This window comes from Streptomyces sp. NPDC051684, assembly GCF_044453445.1.
Lineage (GTDB): Bacteria > Actinomycetota > Actinomycetes > Streptomycetales > Streptomycetaceae > Streptomyces.
The window spans coordinates 242,258-259,848 of sequence record NZ_JBITCS010000003.1 but is presented as its reverse complement, the minus strand read 5'-3'; the positions used below and the strand labels follow the sequence as shown (position 1 = coordinate 259,848).

18 protein-coding genes are annotated in these 17,591 nt (G+C 68.2%); 9 read left to right on the top strand and 9 right to left on the bottom strand.

Going from position 1 to position 17,591, the window contains the following annotated elements; genetic code table 11:
- Positions 1–177 precede the first annotated feature (177 nt).
- From ACIA8D_RS05440 to dnaA, 5 genes are all read right to left on the bottom strand, one after another.
- A complete protein-coding gene (locus ACIA8D_RS05440; protein ID WP_399228895.1) occupies positions 178–738 on the bottom strand; it encodes a DUF721 domain-containing protein in 561 nt (186 codons plus the stop codon).
- Positions 735–1,859, bottom strand: coding sequence for a DNA replication/repair protein RecF (recF, locus tag ACIA8D_RS05435; protein ID WP_399228893.1), 1,125 nt, complete (start codon positions 1,857–1,859; stop codon positions 735–737). Before recF ends, ACIA8D_RS05440 begins: the two co-directional genes overlap by 4 nt.
- 68 nt (positions 1,860–1,927) lie before the next feature.
- Positions 1,928–2,803, bottom strand: a complete 876-nt coding sequence (gene gnd, locus ACIA8D_RS05430; RefSeq protein WP_399228891.1) for a phosphogluconate dehydrogenase (NAD(+)-dependent, decarboxylating) — start codon at positions 2,801–2,803, stop codon at positions 1,928–1,930.
- Between the two features lie 164 nt (positions 2,804–2,967).
- A complete protein-coding gene (gene dnaN / locus ACIA8D_RS05425; RefSeq protein WP_266711965.1) occupies positions 2,968–4,098 on the bottom strand; it encodes a DNA polymerase III subunit beta in 1,131 nt (376 codons plus the stop codon).
- 918 nt (positions 4,099–5,016) lie between these two features.
- Positions 5,017–7,077: a chromosomal replication initiator protein DnaA gene (gene dnaA / locus ACIA8D_RS05420; RefSeq protein ID WP_399228889.1), complete on the bottom strand. Its 2,061-nt coding sequence runs from the start codon at positions 7,075–7,077 to the stop codon at positions 5,017–5,019.
- Between the two features lie 382 nt (positions 7,078–7,459).
- Between dnaA and rpmH the strand changes: the two genes are divergently transcribed.
- The 9 genes from rpmH (at position 7,460) to ACIA8D_RS05375 (ending at position 14,403) form a co-directional block, all read left to right on the top strand.
- Entirely contained in the window at positions 7,460–7,597 is a 138-nt protein-coding gene (gene rpmH / locus ACIA8D_RS05415; protein WP_010985740.1) for a 50S ribosomal protein L34, read from the top strand.
- 20 nt (positions 7,598–7,617) lie between these two features.
- Positions 7,618–7,989, top strand: a complete 372-nt coding sequence (rnpA, locus tag ACIA8D_RS05410) for a ribonuclease P protein component (RefSeq protein ID WP_385759066.1) — start codon at positions 7,618–7,620, stop codon at positions 7,987–7,989.
- A complete protein-coding gene (gene yidD, locus ACIA8D_RS05405) occupies positions 7,986–8,336 on the top strand; it encodes a membrane protein insertion efficiency factor YidD (protein WP_399228887.1) in 351 nt (116 codons plus the stop codon). Before rnpA ends, yidD begins: the two co-directional genes overlap by 4 nt.
- Positions 8,337–8,344: 8 nt before the next feature.
- A complete protein-coding gene (yidC, locus tag ACIA8D_RS05400; RefSeq protein WP_399228885.1) occupies positions 8,345–9,655 on the top strand; it encodes a membrane protein insertase YidC in 1,311 nt (436 codons plus the stop codon).
- A gap of 53 nt (positions 9,656–9,708) precedes the next feature.
- The gene (locus tag ACIA8D_RS05395) at positions 9,709–10,218 is read left to right on the top strand and encodes a protein jag (RefSeq protein ID WP_399228884.1); all 510 of its coding nucleotides are present in this window, start codon (positions 9,709–9,711) and stop codon (positions 10,216–10,218) included.
- A 112-nt stretch (positions 10,219–10,330) separates the two neighbouring features.
- Entirely contained in the window at positions 10,331–11,047 is a 717-nt protein-coding gene (gene rsmG / locus ACIA8D_RS05390) for a 16S rRNA (guanine(527)-N(7))-methyltransferase RsmG (RefSeq protein WP_399228882.1), read from the top strand.
- Positions 11,048–11,302: 255 nt separating this feature from the next.
- Positions 11,303–12,379: an AAA family ATPase gene (locus ACIA8D_RS05385; RefSeq protein ID WP_399229101.1), complete on the top strand. Its 1,077-nt coding sequence runs from the start codon at positions 11,303–11,305 to the stop codon at positions 12,377–12,379.
- The gene (locus ACIA8D_RS05380) at positions 12,376–13,479 is read left to right on the top strand and encodes a ParB/RepB/Spo0J family partition protein (RefSeq protein ID WP_399228880.1); all 1,104 of its coding nucleotides are present in this window, start codon (positions 12,376–12,378) and stop codon (positions 13,477–13,479) included. Before ACIA8D_RS05385 ends, ACIA8D_RS05380 begins: the two co-directional genes overlap by 4 nt.
- A 306-nt stretch (positions 13,480–13,785) precedes the next feature.
- Positions 13,786–14,403, top strand: coding sequence for a GNAT family N-acetyltransferase (locus ACIA8D_RS05375; protein ID WP_399228878.1), 618 nt, complete (start codon positions 13,786–13,788; stop codon positions 14,401–14,403).
- A 107-nt stretch (positions 14,404–14,510) separates the two neighbouring features.
- Here the strand turns inward: ACIA8D_RS05375 and trxA are convergent, their stop codons facing one another.
- From trxA to sigM, 4 genes are all read right to left on the bottom strand, one after another.
- Positions 14,511–14,843 carry a thioredoxin gene (gene trxA / locus ACIA8D_RS05370; RefSeq protein ID WP_389282929.1) on the bottom strand — a complete coding sequence of 111 codons (333 nt, stop codon included), beginning with the start codon at positions 14,841–14,843 and terminating at the stop codon, positions 14,511–14,513.
- A gap of 47 nt (positions 14,844–14,890) precedes the next feature.
- Positions 14,891–15,868: a thioredoxin-disulfide reductase gene (gene trxB, locus ACIA8D_RS05365; RefSeq protein WP_399228876.1), complete on the bottom strand. Its 978-nt coding sequence runs from the start codon at positions 15,866–15,868 to the stop codon at positions 14,891–14,893.
- Between the two features lie 117 nt (positions 15,869–15,985).
- Positions 15,986–16,849 carry an anti-sigma factor family protein gene (locus tag ACIA8D_RS05360; protein WP_399228875.1) on the bottom strand — a complete coding sequence of 288 codons (864 nt, stop codon included), beginning with the start codon at positions 16,847–16,849 and terminating at the stop codon, positions 15,986–15,988.
- A complete protein-coding gene (sigM, locus tag ACIA8D_RS05355) occupies positions 16,846–17,559 on the bottom strand; it encodes an RNA polymerase sigma factor SigM (RefSeq protein WP_399228873.1) in 714 nt (237 codons plus the stop codon). Before sigM ends, ACIA8D_RS05360 begins: the two co-directional genes overlap by 4 nt.
- Between the last annotated feature and the right edge of the window lie 32 nt (positions 17,560–17,591).

Genomic DNA, 17,591 nt, shown 5'->3' with positions numbered 1-17,591 from the left:
TGTCTCCCAGTGTACCGGTAGCTCGGACATAGATGGGGGTTTGGCGGCGCCTGAGTCCGCATGTGCCGCCCTCAACCGGTCTCGGCCGACTCCCCCTATGCGGAGCGGGGCTCCAAGAGGCTCACAGCGGCACTCAGCGCTTCGGGGTGTGAACCACCAGCTACGGCGGCCGATCGCTCACCCGTAGGTGTCGCCGGGACCCGTGCTTCCGGGGGCTCGCAAGGGGCCGTAGCGGCGCGGGCCGCCGCCGGGATTCTTGATGTCGATGCGCCGCACGGCGCCGTGCCCGAGATCCTCGTTCAAGCGCCTGACCAGCTGCGGAGCCAGCATCCGCACCTGCGTCGCCCAGGCCGTCGAATCGCACTGCACCACCAGGACCCGCTCGTCCTCGTCGTACTTCTGCGGAACGCAGTGCTTGGCGAGGTCCTCGCCGACGATCTGCGGCCAGCGCCCCATGACGCCGCCGACCGCGGCCGGCGTCTCCCAGCCGCGCTCGGTGATCAGCCGGTTGATGGCGGGTCCGAGGCCCATCGGGTCCCGCCCGTCCGAGCGCGCCCCGGACCGCAGTCCGCCGCCGCGCCGCGCCTGCTTCTTCTGCTGCGCGGTCTCACCACGCGCGCGTGCCGCCTCCTTCGCCGCCCGCAGGGCGACGCGTGCCAGGTCGACACCAGAAGGCTCGGGATCGCCTTTTGGTTCCCGCGGGCCTTTCGCACCTTCGGGGGATTCGCCGGCGCTCACAGCCGCTCCACCGTTCCGTCCGACACCGCGTAGCGGGTGCCCGCCAGGATGCCCGGTACGTCGTCGTCGACGGCGGCCGTGACCAGAACCTGCTCACCGGGCGCCACGAGCTCCGCGAGACGCTCCCTGCGGCGCACGTCCAGCTCCGCGAAGACGTCGTCGAGGACGAGCACCGGCTCGTTCCCCTCCGCCTTCAGCAGGTCGTACGAGGCCAGGCGCAGCGCCAGCGCGTACGACCAGGACTCGCCGTGGCTGGCGTAGCCCTTGGCGGGCAGCTGGCCGAGCTTGAGGAGCAGTTCGTCGCGGTGCGGGCCGACCAGGGTGACGCCCCGCTCGATCTCCTGCTTGCGCGCCCCCTCAAGGGCGGCCATGAGCTGCTCGTAGAGCTCCTCGCGCGCGTGCCCGACGATTTCGGGGGACGAGGGCTTGTACTCCAGGGCGATCGGCCCGCCGCTCGGCGCCAGCTGCTCGTACGCCTTGTCGGCCAGCGGCTGCAGCGTCGCGATCAGGTCGAGCCGCTGCGCGAGCAGCTCCGCGCCCGCGCGCGCGATGTGCTGGTCCCAGACGTCGAGCGTGGACAGGTCCATGGAGCGCCCGCCGTGCCGCCGCGCGAGCGCCGCGGTCTTCAGGAGCGTGTTGCGCTGCTTCAGGACACGGTCGTAATCGGAGCGCACGCCCGCCATCCGGGGCGAGCGCGCGGTGATCAGCTCGTCGAGGAAGCGCCGGCGCTCGCCGGGGTCGCCCTTCACCAGGGCGAGGTCCTCGGGCGCGAACAGCACCGTCCGGACGATCCCCAGCACGTCACGGGGCTTGACCTGCGAGGACCTGTTGATCCTGGCGCGGTTGGCCTTGCCGGGGTTCAGTTCCAGCTCGACGAGCTGCTGGCGCTCGCCCTGCCGTACCTGTGCGCGGATCACGGCGCGCTCGGCGCCCATGCGCACCAGCGGGGCGTCGGAGGATACGCGGTGGCTGCCGAGTGTGGCGAGGTAGCCGACGGCCTCGACGATGTTCGTCTTGCCCTGTCCGTTCGGGCCCACGAACGCGGTGACGCCCGGGTCGAGTGCGACCTCGGCCCGGGCGTACGAGCGGAAGTCGGCCAGCGACAGATGCGTGACGTGCATGGTCGTGGGCCGACCTCCCCCAGAGTTCTGAACAGCGGTTTTCTACAGGTGCTTCGACAGGGTGTGGATTACTTCTTCTCGACGGCGTGGCCGCCGAACTGGTTGCGCAGCGCCGCGATCATCTTCATCTGCGGCGAGTCCTCCTGGCGGGAGGAGAAGCGGGCGAACAGCGACGCGGTGATCGCGGGCAGCGGGACGGCGTTGTCGATGGCCGCTTCCACGGTCCAGCGGCCCTCGCCCGAGTCGGCGGCGAAGCCGCGCAGCTTGTCGAGGTGGGTGTCCTCGTCGAGGGCGTTGACGGCGAGGTCGAGCAGCCAGGAGCGGATGACCGTGCCCTCCTGCCAGGAGCGGAAGACCTCCCGGACGTTGTCCACGGAGTCGACCTTCTCCAGGAGCTCCCAGCCCTCGGCGTAGGCCTGCATCATGGCGTACTCGATGCCGTTGTGGACCATCTTGGAGAAGTGCCCGGCGCCGACCTTGCCGGCGTGCACGTAGCCGAAGTCGCCCTCGGGCTTGAGCGCGTCGAAGACCGGCTTGACCTTCGCGACGTTCTCCTCGGAGCCACCGACCATCAGGGCGTAGCCGTTCTCCAGGCCCCAGACGCCGCCGGAGACGCCCGCGTCGACGAAGCCGATGCCCTTGGCCGCCAGCTCCTCCGCGTGCTTCTCGTCGTCCGTCCAGCGCGAGTTGCCGCCGTCGACGACGATGTCGCCCTCGGAGAGCAGCTCGCCGAGCTCGTCGATCGTGGACTGGGTCGCGGCGCCGGCCGGGACCATCACCCACACCACACGCGGGCCCTTCAGCTTGCCCACAAGCTCCTCGAGGCTGTGGACGTCCGCGAGGTCCGGGTTGCGGTCGTAGCCGAAGACGGTGTGGCCTGCGCGGCGGATGCGCTCGCGCATGTTGCCGCCCATCTTGCCGAGGCCGACGAGACCGAGCTCCATCAGTGGTTCCTTACGTTGCGACGAGCGTGAGGTGGTGCGGGGGCGGTACGAGAAGCACGCGCGCGTGGCGTCCCGTATCCGCGTCCGAGCCTAAACCCGGACGCTCCCGCACACCTGTGGGCATAGCCGCTCAGGCGAACCCGAGCGGCCTGCCCTCAAGGACCTCAGCCGGAGAGCCGCACCGGCATGATCAGGTACTTGTACGCGTCGTCCGCCTCGGCGTCCACGGCCGGCTTGCCGGAGAGCAGCGCGGGCTTGGTGGACGTCGTGAACGACAGCTGGGCGACCGGGGAGTCGATCGCGCTCAGGCCGTCGAGCAAGAAGGTCGGGTTGAAGGCGATCGAGATGTCGTCGCCCTCCAGGTTGGCGTCCACCCTTTCCACAGCCTGTGCGTCGTCACTGGAGCCGGCCTCCAGGATGAGCACGCCCTGCTCGAAGCTGAGCCGCACCGGAGTGTTGCGCTCGGCGACGAGGGCCACACGCTTGACGGCCTCCACGAAGGGGGCGGTCTCGATGACGGCCACGGAGTTGAACTCCGTCGGGAACAGCGTGCGGTACTTCGGCAGGTCGCCCTCGAGGAGCCGGGTCGTGGTGCGGCGGCCCGCGCCCTCGAAGCCGATGAGGCCCTCGCCCGCGCCGGAGCCGGCGAGCGCCAGCGTGACGGTGTCACCGCTCGTGAGCGCCTTGGCGGTGTCCAGGAGCGTCTTGGCGGGTACCAGGGCGACCGCGGAGGCCTCCGGGTCCTCCGGCTTCCACAGGAACTCGCGGACGGCGAAGCGGTAGCGGTCGGTGGACGCCAGCGTCACCGTGTCGCCCTCGATCTCGATGCGCACACCGGTGAGGACAGGCAGCGTGTCGTCACGGCCGGCCGCGATGGCCACCTGGGAGGCGGCGGCCGCGAAGACCTCACCCGGGACGGTGCCCGTGGCGGTCGGCATCTGCGGCAGCGCCGGGTACTCCTCCACAGGAAGCGTGTGGAGTGTGAATCGCGAGGAGCCGCAGACAACGGTCGCTCGTACACCGTCTGTGGAGATCTCCACCGGACGGTTGGGCAGAGCGCGGCAGATGTCGGCGAGCAGGCGACCGGAGACGAGCACCGTGCCCTCCTCGTCGATCTCCGCGTCCACGGAGACGCGCGCCGAGACCTCGTAGTCGAAGCTCGACAGGCTGAGTGCGCCCTCCTCGGCCTTCAGCAGAAGGCCCGCGAGGACGGGCGCAGGCGGTCGTGCCGGAAGGCTGCGCGCCGCCCAGGCCACCGCCTCCGCGAGTACGTCGCGTTCCACCCGGATCTTCACTTAAGCCGCCTCCTGCTGTTGCTGGCTGCTCTCGCCCTGCTTGGTCTTCGGTCTGCCGTCTGCATCGGCAGACGTGGTGTCGCTCGGCCCACCGATGGGGAGAACACCGGGGAACAGTCTGACGCACCGCACTGACAGTCGTTGCCTGCCTCGGTCAAGTCGCGCCGAACCGAGGCGGAGGTGCCGGGAGCGAGTTGTGCACAGCCCAGTCTTCGAAACGAATTCCCAGCTCTTACTAGTTGGACGTAGTAGTAGGGGCTGTGGAAAGCGTGGATAACCTCTAAAGCGCAGGTCAGAGGCGGTTTTTTGTCCACCGGGGCTGTGGGCCGGGGCGGTGGACAACCGGCGCTCGCTGTGGACGGCGGAAAGTTCTGCACACTCGATGCACAGCCTTGGGCGACTTCTCCCCAGCGCTGTCCCCAGCTTTACCCCGGTTCTCCCCAGCCCAACCGACCACCTTGGTGTGACGCCTTTCACTCGCGGAGGTGAGATGGCGCGTTGCGTTGCCGAACAGTGGACAGCCGTGTGGAGAAGCTGGCGATCGCTGTGCACAACAGACGCGAGCCTGTGGGTCGGCAGTGGACAACGTCATGCACAGCCTGTGGAGAAAAAATCTCTCCACAGGCTGTGGAGAGCACTTTTCCACGAATCCACAGCCCTCTGACCTGGCCTGATGTCCTGTCACTCCGGCGTGCTGTGGATGCAGTCTGGACAACTTCCCAGTCCCCAGGGTGTGGATCGCAAAAACTGGGCTGATCTGTGGAGAACACCCGTAACGCGGCCGGGAATAGAACACCGGTTGAGCGTGCGGTGTCCTCGAGCCGGCGACGGGGACGGCGTCGAGCGTGCCCACAGACGCGAAAAGGGCGCTCCGGGAGTCGTTCCCGAAGCGCCCTGCGGGTCGTAACCGACGTGCTGTCAGCCGTTCTTGATGCGGTTGGTGAGCTCGGTGACCTGGTTGTAGATGGAGCGCCGCTCGGCCATCAGCGCGCGGATCTTGCGGTCCGCGTGCATGACGGTCGTGTGGTCGCGGCCGCCGAACTGAGCGCCGATCTTCGGCAGCGAGAGGTCGGTCAGCTCACGGCACAGGTACATCGCGATCTGCCGGGCCGTCACCAGAACGCGGCTGCGCGAGGATCCGCAGAGGTCCTCCACGGTGAGCCCGAAGTAGTCCGCGGTCGCCGCCATGATCGCCGAAGCCGTGATCTCGGGGGCCGCGTCCTCGCCGCCGGGGATGAGGTCCTTGAGGACGATCTCCGTGAGCCCCAGGTCCACCGGCTGTCTGTTGAGCGACGCGAACGCGGTGACGCGGATCAACGCCCCTTCCAGCTCCCGGATGTTGCGCGAGATGCGGGACGCGATGAACTCGAGCACCTCCGGAGGCGCGTTGAGCTGCTCCTGCACCGCCTTCTTACGAAGGATCGCGATACGGGTCTCCAGCTCGGGCGGCTGGACGTCCGTGATCAGGCCCCACTCGAACCGGTTGCGCAGCCGGTCCTCCAGGGTCACCAGCTGCTTGGGCGGCCGGTCGCTGGACAGCACGATCTGCTTGTTCGCGTTGTGGAGCGTGTTGAAGGTGTGGAAGAACTCCTCCTGCGTCGACTCCTTGTCCGCGAGGAACTGGATGTCGTCGACGAGCAGGATGTCCATCTCGCGGTACCGCTTGCGGAAGGAGTCGCCCTTGCCGTCGCGGATCGAGTTGATGAACTCGTTGGTGAACTCCTCGGAGCTCACGTAGCGCACGCGCGTGCCCGGGTAGAGGCTGCGCGCGTAGTGCCCGATGGCGTGCAGCAGGTGCGTCTTGCCGAGGCCCGACTCCCCGTAGATGAAGAGGGGGTTGTACGCCTTGGCGGGTGCTTCGGCGACGGCGACCGCGGCCGCGTGCGCGAAGCGGTTCGACGCGCCGATGACGAACGTGTCGAAGAGGTACTTGGGGTTCAGGCGTGCCGTCGGCTCGCCGGGGCCGGTCGCCGGCGCGGGCTGCGCCGCCAGGGGGCCCGGGGCCCCGCTGGGCACGCCACGGTTGCCGGGCCCGCCGGGACCGTGGCCGCCGTCCTGGGGTGGCCGTCTGCCCATCGTGGGCTTGCCGGGCTCCCGGCGCTGCGGCCGCTCGCGCGAAGGCTCGTAGGAACCGCGCTCCTCATAGGACGACCGCTCTTCATAAGAAGAGCGGTCCTCGTAGGAACGGTCTTCATAGGGTCGCTCTTCGTAAGAAGAGCGGTCGTCGTAGGAGGAACGGTCTTCGTAAGAGGGGCGGTCCTCATAGGAGGGACGCCCGTCCCCCTTCTGCTCGTACGGGGGGCGCTCCTGCTGGTCGTAGCGGCCGCGCTCCTGCTCGTACGACGGCTGCTGCTGGTCGTAGGGCGACCGCTCCTGCTGCCGGTAGTCGTGCTGCGGCGGCTGGCTGGGCGTCGCGTACGGGTCCCGCTCCGGGAAGCCGAGCCGGGGCTGCTGCCAGTTGTTGTACTCGTCCTGCTGCGGACGCGGCCAGGCGCCCGGCTCGGGGCGCTGGTAGTCCGGGTAGGCGGGCCGGGCGGTCGGAAGCGGGTCGGGGCGGGGCGCCGGAGGCTGTTCTGCTCGCGGGCCCTGGCCGTGCTCGTCGGCGCCACGGCGCTCGTAGCCCTCGTACGCGGGCGGGGGCGCGGGTGCGGGCGCGGGCGCTGGCGCGGGAGCGGGAGCGGGTGCAGCGGCGGGCGGCTCGCCCACGGAGTCGTCGACGGTGATCGCGATCCGGATGGGGCGGCCGCACTCGCGGCTGAGGGTCTCGCTGACGACCGGGGCCAGCCGGCCCTCGAGTACGCCCTTGGCGAATTCGTTCGGCACGGCGAGCAGTGCGGTGTCGGCGACCAGTGCCAACGGCTGGCAGCGCCGGATCCAGTGCTCGTCCTTCGTCTCGACGCCCTGCCCGCGGCCTTCCCCGAGGAGTTGCTCCAGAACTCGTGGCCACACTGCGGCAAGATCGGCAGGTACGTCAGCCACAGGGCACGCTCTCTCGCTGGTCCCACGAACGTGTGATTCCTGGGACGGATCGGGAAGAAAATCGGGTGGTGCGGTGAGAAGGGAACGAATCGGAGTTCAGCCACGGTAGTCAGCGCGACCGCTGCGGTTCAAGTTGTTGTCCCCAGCCTGTGGACAGTGTCCCCCGCATGACGTCGGTTTGACCGGATGGCGTAGCCGCGCGTACCGTAACCAGGTCGAGTTGTCGATGGCTGCTGCCGCCTGCCTCCGATGGGCAAGGTCACGATCCACAGTTCTTGCGGGCCGTGTAGCGGTGCACTCGGGCGTATTCGCGAGCTACTCGTGGGCGCACGGTGACAGCCAGGCGATGTCCCGCCACCACACGTTTTTCAGGAGCCCCCGAGTGAGCAAGCGCACCTTCCAGCCGAACAACCGTCGTCGTGCCAAGACCCACGGCTTCCGCCTTCGCATGCGGACCCGCGCCGGTCGTGCGATTCTCGCCAGCCGTCGTGGCAAGGGTCGCGCCAGCCTGTCCGCCTGATCTCGTAATCAGGTCATGACGTGCTGCCTACCGAGTATCGGCTGAGGCGGCGCGAAGACTTCGCGACCGCGGTACGCCGGGGACGTCGGGCCGGACGCCCGCTTCTCGTCGTTCACCTACGTAGCGGTTCAACGGACCCGCACGCGCCCAGGGAGACTCTCTCCCCGCCGCGTGCGGGTTTCGTCGTGAGCAAGGCCGTGGGTGGTGCCGTCGTACGGAACGCGGTGAAGCGCAGGCTTCGGCACCTCATGCGGGACCGGGTGGCTTCGTTGCCCCCAGGTAGCCTGGTAGTCGTACGCGCGTTGCCCGGAGCGGGCGACGCGACCCACGCACAGCTGGCCCGAGACCTGGATGCCGCCCTCCAGCGGCTGCTGGGAGGGGGCGCGCGATGAAGTACCCACTGCTGGCCTTGATCAAGATCTACCAGTGGACCATCAGTCCATTGCTGGGTCCGGTGTGCAAGTACTACCCGTCGTGCTCCCACTATGGCTTCACCGCCATCGACCGGCACGGGGCAGTCAAGGGAACAGCACTCACCGCCTGGCGCATCCTTCGGTGCAATCCGTGGTCGCTGGGCGGTGTCGACTATGTTCCGCCACGCAAGCGTCCGCGCTGGCACGAGATGCTGCGCGAGGCATGGCGCGGGGACAAAAAAACGACCCCCGCCGTTGAGGGCGACAGCCCCTCTGCACAGGACAATGAGTCCGGAGCGACTTCGCCCAACGCCCAAGGAGCCTGATCAGGGACATGATTTCCGATATCGTCAACGCTGTATCAGGCGTTTTCGCGTTCCTCACGACCCCGGTGTCGTGGGTCATCGTCCAGTTCCACACGGTCTACGGGGCGATCTTCGGCCCTGATACCGGCTGGGCCTGGGGCCTGTCGATCGTGTCCCTGGTGGTCCTGATCCGGATCTGCCTGATCCCGCTCTTCGTGAAGCAGATCAAGTCGACCCGGAACATGCAGCTGCTCCAGCCTCAGATGAAGGCGATCCAGGAGCGCTACAAGAACGACAAGCAGCGTCAGTCCGAAGAGATGATGAAGCTGTACAAGGAGACGGGTACCAACCCGCTCTCCTCGTGCCTTCCGATTCTCGTGCAGTCGCCGTTCTTCTTCGCCCTGTACCACGTGCTCGCGGCCATCGCCGAGGGCAACACGATCGGCGTGATCAACCAGAACCTCCTGGACAGCGCCCAGAAGGCGCACATCTTCGGTGCCCCGCTGGCCGCCAAGTTCACGGACAGCGCCGCCGAGGTCCAGGCCATGGGCGCCTCGCTGACCGATGTCCGCGTGGTCACCGCGATCATGATCATCATGATGTCGGCGTCGCAGTTCTACACGCAGCGCCAGCTGATGACGAAGAACGTCGACCTGACGGTGAAGACGCCGTTCATGCAGCAGCAGAAGATGCTGATGTACGTCTTCCCGCTGATCTTCCTCTTCATGGGCATCAACTTCCCCGTCGGTGTCCTCGTCTACTGGCTGACCACCAACGTGTGGACCATGTGCCAGCAGATGTACGTGATCAACCGGAACCCCACTCCGGGTTCCAAGGCCCAGTCCAAGATGCTCGAGGGTCTGCAGAAGCACGTCGTCGAGCACAGCGCCACGCGGAACAAGCGTGAGCGGAACATCGTCAAGGCGATCGTCGCCAAGGGCCGTGACCGCAACGAGTACGAGCGCAAGTTCATCAACGGACTGAGCAAGGCCGGTCTCGCGGCGCAGGCCGACGGCACCGTGGCCAAGGGCTCCGCCGCGGAAGAGCTGGACGAGGACGGCCTGCCGAAGGGCACCCCGAAGCGCCAGCAGCCCAAGCGCCAGTCCAAGTCGCAGCGCCAGTCCGGTGGCTCGACGGCCCAGGGCGCGGCGAAGGACGACTCCCCCTCGGAGAAGACCTCGCTGGAGAAGCAGGACGAGCCGCAGGATGCGAAGCCGCAGTCCAAGGCCAAGCAGGTCGGCGGTGCCAAGCCCGCGGGCGGCTCGCAGCAGCGCAGCAAGGCCAAGTCCGGGCAGCGCAAGGGCGGCCCGCAGCGGCCGAAGTCCCCGTCCAAGAAGTAAGACCTCGACGTAAGACGTTGGCGCAAGCCTTGACGCAAGAAGGAGCCCATCCCGTGACGGAAGGCACCACCGCCGCTGCTGAGGGTGGCGACACCCTGACCCGCCTCGAGCAGGAGGGTGAGATCGCCGCGGACTACCTCGAGGGTCTGCTGGACATCGCCGACCTCGACGGCGACATCGACATGGACGTGGAGGCCGACCGTGCCGCCGTGTCCATCGTCAGCGATGTGAGCAGCCGCGATCTTCAGAAGCTGGTCGGCCGCGACGGGGAGGTCCTCGAGGCGCTCCAGGAGCTGACCCGCCTCGCGGTGCACCGGGAGACCGGGGACCGCAGCCGCCTGATGCTGGACATCGCCGGCTACCGCGCGAAGAAGCGTGCCGAGCTCAGCGAGCAGGGCGCCAAGGCCGCGGCCGAGGTGAAGAACACCGGTGAGCCGGTCAAGATGAACCCGATGACGCCCTTCGAGCGCAAGGTCGTGCACGACGCCATCAAGGCGGCCGGCCTGCGCAGTGAGTCCGAGGGCGAGGAGCCGCAGCGCTTCGTCGTCGTGCTTCCTGCCTGAACGGCAGCGCACGTCGCCTTCCGGCCCCGTCTGTTTCGCAGGCGGGGCCGATCTTTGTCAGCCTGTTAGTCAGCCACTTACTGCGGTAGAGCGGTACGGAAGGACGGTTCCCGTGACGGAGGCAGCAGAACTCCCCCCGGCCCCGGAGCAGGCCCGGGCGGTATTCGGGGAGCGCTTCCCGGACGCGGTCCGGTACGCGGAGCTTCTCGCCGACGCGGGAGTGCAACGTGGCCTCATCGGGCCTCGCGAGGTGCCGCGTCTGTGGGCGCGGCACATCCTGAACTGCGCCGTGCTCTCCGAGGTGGTCCCCGAGGGCGTCACCGTGTGCGACGTCGGTTCGGGTGCGGGCCTGCCGGGCATTCCGCTCGCGCTGGTCCGCCCCGACCTCAAGATCACCCTGCTGGAGCCGTTGCTCCGTCGTACGACGTTCCTGACGGAAGTCGTCGAACTGCTCGGGCTTGACCATGTGACCGTGGTGCGGGGCCGGGCCGAGGAAGTCCTCGGCAAGCTGACGCCCGTCCATGTCGTCACTGCCCGCGCCGTGGCCCCGCTGGACCGGCTGGCCGCGTGGGGCGTTCCGTTGCTCCGGCCGTACGGGGAGATGCTGGCGCTCAAGGGCGACACGGCGGAGGAAGAGCTCAAGAGCGCTGCCACCGCCCTGAGCAAGCTCGGCGCGGTGGAGACATCGGTGCTGCACGTCGGTGAGGGCGTGGTGGACCCCCTGTCGACCGTCGTGCGTGTAGAGGTCGGGGAGAGTCCCGGCGGTGTGCGTTTCGCGGCGAAGCGCGCCAAGGCGGCCCGCACGGGGCGTGCCCGGCGCAGGCGCTGACACCCAGCAGTACTCCATAAAAGCCGTCAAACGTACCCAACTCGGGGTGTCGCACGGGAGTGCATCGGGCTGCGGTGCATCGTGTTTCACGTGAAACGTCGCTCACTGCTGCAGGGCATCATCAGTCGTGGCCGCGCGGCGGCCGCTCCCCGCGACCGGAAACCCCTCGGATCCCTCGATACGGACATGGAGTTGTCCACAGAGGGGGATTCGTCCACAGAAGCACGGGCCTCGCTGGTTCTCGACCCCGAAGGCATGGGAGGCTCTGTTCATTGCGAGCCTGAAGTCGAGGAGAGTGAATCCTTGCGGTCCGACGCCAACATCGCGGGACCGATGACCGATCCGGTCCCCGGTCCCCGTACCGAGTCGGTGGGGGAGGATGTTTCACGTGAAACGCCGCCCCCGATGGACGACACACCCATCGGTCGTGCTGCCCAACTGGCAGTAGAAGCTCTTGGTCGCGCAGGCGAGGGCCTGCCGCGACCTGAGCAGACCCGCGTCATGGTGGTGGCCAACCAGAAGGGCGGGGTCGGTAAGACCACGACAACGGTCAACCTTGCCGCCTCACTTGCGCTGCACGGCGCACGCGTCCTGGTGGTGGACCTGGACCCACAGGGCAACGCCTCAACGGCTCTGGGTGTCGACCATCACTCCGAAGTGCCCTCCGTCTACGACGTGTTGGTCGACAGCAAGCCGCTCTCCGAAGTCGTCCAGCCCGTCCCCGACGTGGAGGGTCTCTTCTGCGCCCCGGCCACCATCGATCTCGCCGGTGCGGAGATCGAGCTGGTATCCCTGGTCGCGCGGGAGAGCCGACTGCAGCGCGCCATCCAGGCGTACGAGCAGCCGCTGGACTACATCCTCATCGACTGCCCGCCGTCGCTCGGCCTCCTGACGATCAACGCCATGGTCGCCGGCGCGGAGGTGCTGATCCCGATCCAGTGCGAGTACTACGCGCTGGAGGGCCTCGGCCAGCTTCTGCGGAACGTGGATCTCGTGCGCGGACACCTCAACCCCGCCCTGCACGTTTCCACGATCCTGCTCACGATGTACGACGGCCGGACGCGGCTGGCGTCCCAGGTCGCGGACGAAGTCCGTAACCACTTCGCCGGCGAGGTCCTCCGGACGAGCATTCCGCGGTCGGTGCGTATTTCGGAGGCCCCGAGTTACGGGCAGACCGTGTTGACCTACGATCCAGGGTCGAGCGGGGCACTCTCCTACCTCGAAGCGGCACGAGAGATGGCGCTGCGCGGAGTCGGGATTCACTACGAGGCCCCGAGTGCCCACATGGGCGCTCAACTTGACCAGCAGAGTACGGCGGAGGGGATGCAGTGAGTGATCGACGGAGGGGACTTGGCCGAGGACTCGGCGCGCTGATCCCGGCTGCCCCCACACCAGAGAAGACGGGCCCGGCCACGCAGGCGGGAGGGGCGTCGACGTCTCCTGCCTCGGTGCCGGTGCTGACGACCGAGCGTGGAGTGGCGGCTGCCAAGGTGGCCGCGCTGTCGCAGCCTCCTGTTTCACGGGAAACCGAGGAGTCGGCGGCCACGACGGCCGAGGCCTTCGAGCGCCCCGCGGGAGCGCACTTCGCCGAGCTGCCGATCGACGCCATCACACCCAACCCGCGCCAGCCGCGTGAGGTGTTCGACGAGGACGCTCTCGCCGAGCTCATCACGTCCATCAAGGAAGTCGGCCTGCTGCAGCCTGTCGTTGTACGACAGGTGGGGGCCGGCGACTTCGAGCTCATCATGGGCGAGCGGCGCTGGAGGGCCTGCCGAGAGGCGGGGCTCGAGCGCATCCCGGCCATCGTGCGTGCCACGGACGACGAGAAGCTCCTTCTCGACGCGCTCCTGGAGAACCTGCACCGTGCACAGCTGAACCCGCTGGAAGAGGCTGCCGCCTACGACCAGTTGCTCAAGGACTTCAACTGCACGCACGACCAGCTGGCCGACCGGATCGGCCGGTCCCGCCCGCAGGTGTCCAACACGCTGCGTCTGCTGAAGCTTTCGCCGGCCGTCCAGCGCCGGGTGGCCGCGGGTGTGCTGTCGGCAGGGCATGCGCGTGCGCTGCTCTCCGTCGAGGACTCCGAGGAGCAGGACCGGCTGGCCCATCGCATCGTCGCCGAAGGTCTCTCGGTGCGGGCCGTCGAGGAGATCGTGACCCTCATGGGGTCGGGTCCCAAGAGCAACGCACGGGCCAAGGGGCCGCGCGCCGGTACCCGGGTCGCCCCGGCGTTGAGCGAACTGGCCACGCGGCTCTCGGACCGCTTCGAGACGCGGGTGAAGGTCGACCTGGGGCAGAAGAAGGGCAAGATCGTCGTCGAATTCGCCTCGATGGACGACCTGTCGCGCATCCTCGGCTCCCTCGCTCCCGGTGAGGGGCCCGTGCTCCAGAACGGTCTCCCGGAGGAGACGGACGGCGAAGAACAGGACTGATCGCCGCCCCTTTACGAACAGCGAGCGGGCCGTGTTCCGGTGTGTACCGGAACACGGCCCGCTCTTTGCTTGTCTACGGTATCGAGCGAATCCCATCGTGGTTACGATGCGACGGGAAGAGCGCATCCACCCGGTGGCACCTCATAGCAGGAGGCGGGTCATGCGATCGGTGAGTCGCACCGGACTGATGACCGCTGGTCTCGGCCTGGGAGCGGTCGGCGGGTTCGTCGGCAGCCTGCTCAGGGAACGGAGCGCTCTGACGGCCGCCCGCGCAGCGGCGGGCGAAGGAAGCGAGGAACTGCCTTCATGGGGCGTAGGCTCGTACCGCTCACGCTGGACAACCTCCCGGACCTTCCCAACCGCTGTCGTTCGTGCGTCTTCTGGGAACTGGACCCGGTCAGCGGCCAGGCCGCGGTAAAGGCGGGCACGCCCGAACTGGAGAAGGAAGCGTGGATCTCCGCTGTCCTGCTGGAGTGGGGCTCCTGCGGCCGCGTCGTCTATGTGGATGACGTTCCGGTCGGGTTCGTGCTCTATGCACCGCCCGCGTACGTCCCACGGTCCACTGCCTTTCCGACAAGTCCGGTGTCCCCCGATGCCGTTCAGCTCATGACGGCCTGGATCTCTCCCGACTATCAGGGACAGGGGCTGGGCCGGGTGATCGTGCAGACCGTTGCGAAGGATCTGTTGCGCCGAGGCTTCAAGGCGATCGAGGCCTTCGGGGACGCTCAGTGGAAGGGGCCCGCCTGTCTGCTTCCCGCCGACCATCTGTTGGCGGTCGGGTTCAAGACCGTGCGGCCCCATCCCTCGTATCCACGGCTGCGTCTGGAGCTGCGGACGACGCTGTCCTGGAAGGAAGACGTCGAGATGGCCCTGGACCGGCTTCTGGGGGCCGTACAGAAGGAACCGGCACTCCGGCCGCTGTGACGGCTCGATGGGGCCACACAACGGAAACGGGCCGACCCCCGGAAGGGTCGGCCCGTTTGTGTTTCACGTGAAACAACGACCGCCGTCTGTGAAACGGCATCGCGCGATTATTCGGCGATGAAGTCCTCGAGGTCGCGCACGATGGCGGCCTTGGGCTTGGCACCGACGATGGTCTTGGCGACCTCGCCACCCTGGTACACGTTCAGGGTCGGGATCGACATGACGCCGTACTTGGCGGCCGTGCCCGGGTTCTCGTCGATGTTGAGCTTGACGACCTCGATCTTGTCACCGTGCTCGGCGGCGATGGCCTCGAGCGACGGCGCGATCTGGCGGCACGGACCGCACCAGGCGGCCCAGAAGTCGACCAGGACGGGCTTGTCGCTCTTCAGGACGTCCTCGTCGAATGTGGCGTCCGTGACGTTCTTCAGGTTGCCGGCCACAGCAGGCTCCTCATTTCTCGGGGGGATTACTTGAGTAGAAGTTCGGGTCAGACGCTGGCGGTCTGGGTCTTCTCGGGCTCGGCGGCTTCGCCGTCGGCGAGCGAGGCCAGGAAGCGCTCGGCGTCCAGAGCGGCGGAGCAGCCGGTACCGGCTGCCGTGATCGCCTGTCGGTAGGTGTGGTCCACGACGTCGCCGGCGCCGAAGACACCGGCGAGGTTCGTGCGCGTCGAGGGCGCCTCGACCTTCAGGTAGCCCTCGTCGTCCAGCTCGAGCTGGCCCTTGAAGAGCTCCGTGCGCGGGTCGTGGCCGATCGCGATGAACAGGCCGGTGACCGGGAGGTCGGAGGTCTCGCCCGTCTTCAGGTTGCGCAGCGTCAGGCCCTCGAGCTTCGGGTCGCCCTTGACCTCGGCGACCTCGCTGTCCCAGATGAACTTGATCTTCGGGTCGGCGAAGGCACGCTCCTGCATCGCCTTCGAGGCGCGCAGGGTGTCGCGGCGGTGCACGATCGTCACGGACTTGGCGAAGCGCGAAAGGAAGGTGGCCTCCTCCATCGCGGTGTCGCCTCCGCCGATGACGGCGATGTCCTGGTCCTTGAAGAAGAAGCCGTCACAGGTCGCGCACCAGGAGACGCCGCGGCCGGAGAGCGCGTCCTCGTTCGGGAGGCCGAGCTTGCGGTGCTGGGAGCCGGTGGTGACGATGACGGCCTTCGCGCGGTGGACGGTGCCCGCGGTGTCCGTCACGGTCTTGATCTCGCCGCTCAGGTCGACGGCCACGACATCGTCGGGGACGAGCTCGGCGCCGAAGCGCTCGGCCTGGCCGCGCATGTTGTCCATGAGCTCGGGCCCCATGATGCCGTCCTGGAAACCGGGGAAGTTCTCCACGTCGGTCGTGTTCATAAGGGCGCCACCAGCGGTGACGGCGCCCTCGAACACGAGCGGCTTCAGCGACGCGCGCGCGGTGTAGAGCGCCGCCGTGTAGCCGGCGGGCCCGGAGCCGATGATGATCACGTTACGGACGTCGCTCACGGCTTGATTCCTCGTCTCTGCGGGACTGCTGCGTACTGCCGGGGGAGGCCATTCGGAGGACTCTCACCCCACCCAACGGATCCTACGGGGCATGCATTCCCGACGTGCCCGCCACACCTAGCGAGTGCTCTTGGGCGCCCCTGAGCCGTGGTCGTAATCGTGCTTGTACAGCAGCGTGCCGGCTGAGCCGGAGGACGAGCCGACACAGGAGGAATCGACGACGAAGGCGGTGACCCGATGGGCCGGATCGGTCTTGTGCGGCAGCACGACGAGGTAGGCCTTCTTCCCTTCGTACGTGCCGGTCTCCGCGGCGAGCGGGTCCTCGTTCCGGTGGGTTCCGAGCTGGATGCACGGGGGCACCGAGACGGCGCCCTTCTGCATCGGCGCCTTCGTCCCCTGCGTGCTGGGCCCGTTGCCCTCCGTGCCGAAAGTGGAGGATCCGAGCAGCGTCGTGACCTTCGTCTCCAAGGAGTCCTTGGCGAAGGTCGAGGCGCCGGAACTCTTCCGCGCGACGGGTGAGCCGCCCCCGTCGTTCTGGATGAGCAGAGCCCCCACGCCGATCGCGGTGACCGTCAGGACGGCCCCGAGAACGGCTCCAGTGCGCCTCCGACTGGAGCGTGCCTTGCGTCCTGGGCCGGTGGCACCGTGCGCGTGCCCCGCGGGGCGGTCGGCGGGGCGATCTGCGGACCGGTCGGCCGCGGTCGATGTTTCACGTGAAACGGGGCCCGTTTCACGGTCGCTTTCGAAGGCCAGGGCGGCATCGATCCGGCTGGCGATCTCCTCGGGCATGCGCGGCGGATCCGACACGGTACCGAGCGTGCCCCGGATCTCTTCCAGGGTCGCGAGGACATCGGCGCAGAGCGGGCAGCCGTCGAGGTGCTGCTGGACATCGGTCGTACGCGTGGGAGGCAACAGTCCCTCGGCGAGGTCGGAGATCTCGGTGACCTCCGGGTGCTCTGCCGTGTCGGTCGTGGATGTCACGCTCGCCCACCTCCGCCCTTCACCGCAGCCGAATCGCCAGGTCCTGTCTCGTCACGAGGCCCCGCTGCGGGTGGGACGGATGTCCCCTGCGTCCGGTTCCTTCCCGGGGGCGGGTTCTCGCCGGCTTCCTGGCTCCCGCCCTCGTTGCGGAGGTGTGTCAGCAGCGGAAGCAGTTTGGCCCGGCCGCGCGCGCAGCGGCTCTTGACCGTGCCGGTCGGCACGTCGAGAATCTGCGCGGCCTCGGCGACCGGGTAGCCCTGCATGTCGACGAGGACGAGGGCCGCCCGCTGATCGCTGGGCAGCACCGAGAGCGCCTCCAGGAGCTGACGGTGCAGGTCACCGCGCTCGACGGGAGCCTCCGCGGACTCGTGCGGCTCCAGGAGCTGGTCCAGGCGGTCGGCGTCGTCCACGGGCGCCGTCTTGCGCGAGGCCAACTTGCGGGCCCGGTCCAGGCACGCGTTGACGGTGATGCGGTGCAGCCAGGTCGTCACCGCGGACTGGCCGCGGAAGGTGTGGGCGGCGCGATAGGCCGAGACCAGTGCGTCCTGCACCGCGTCGGCGGCTTCCTCCCGGTCCCCCAGGGTGCGCAGGGCCACGGCCCACAGGCGGTCGCGGTGTCGCCGGACGATCTCACCGAAGGCGTCCTTGTCGCCCGCGACATGACGGGCGAGGAGGTCCTGATCGTTTGCTTCGCCGTAGGCGTCGTCCACTGTCGAACCCCCTCCCCGTGGTGAGCCGAACC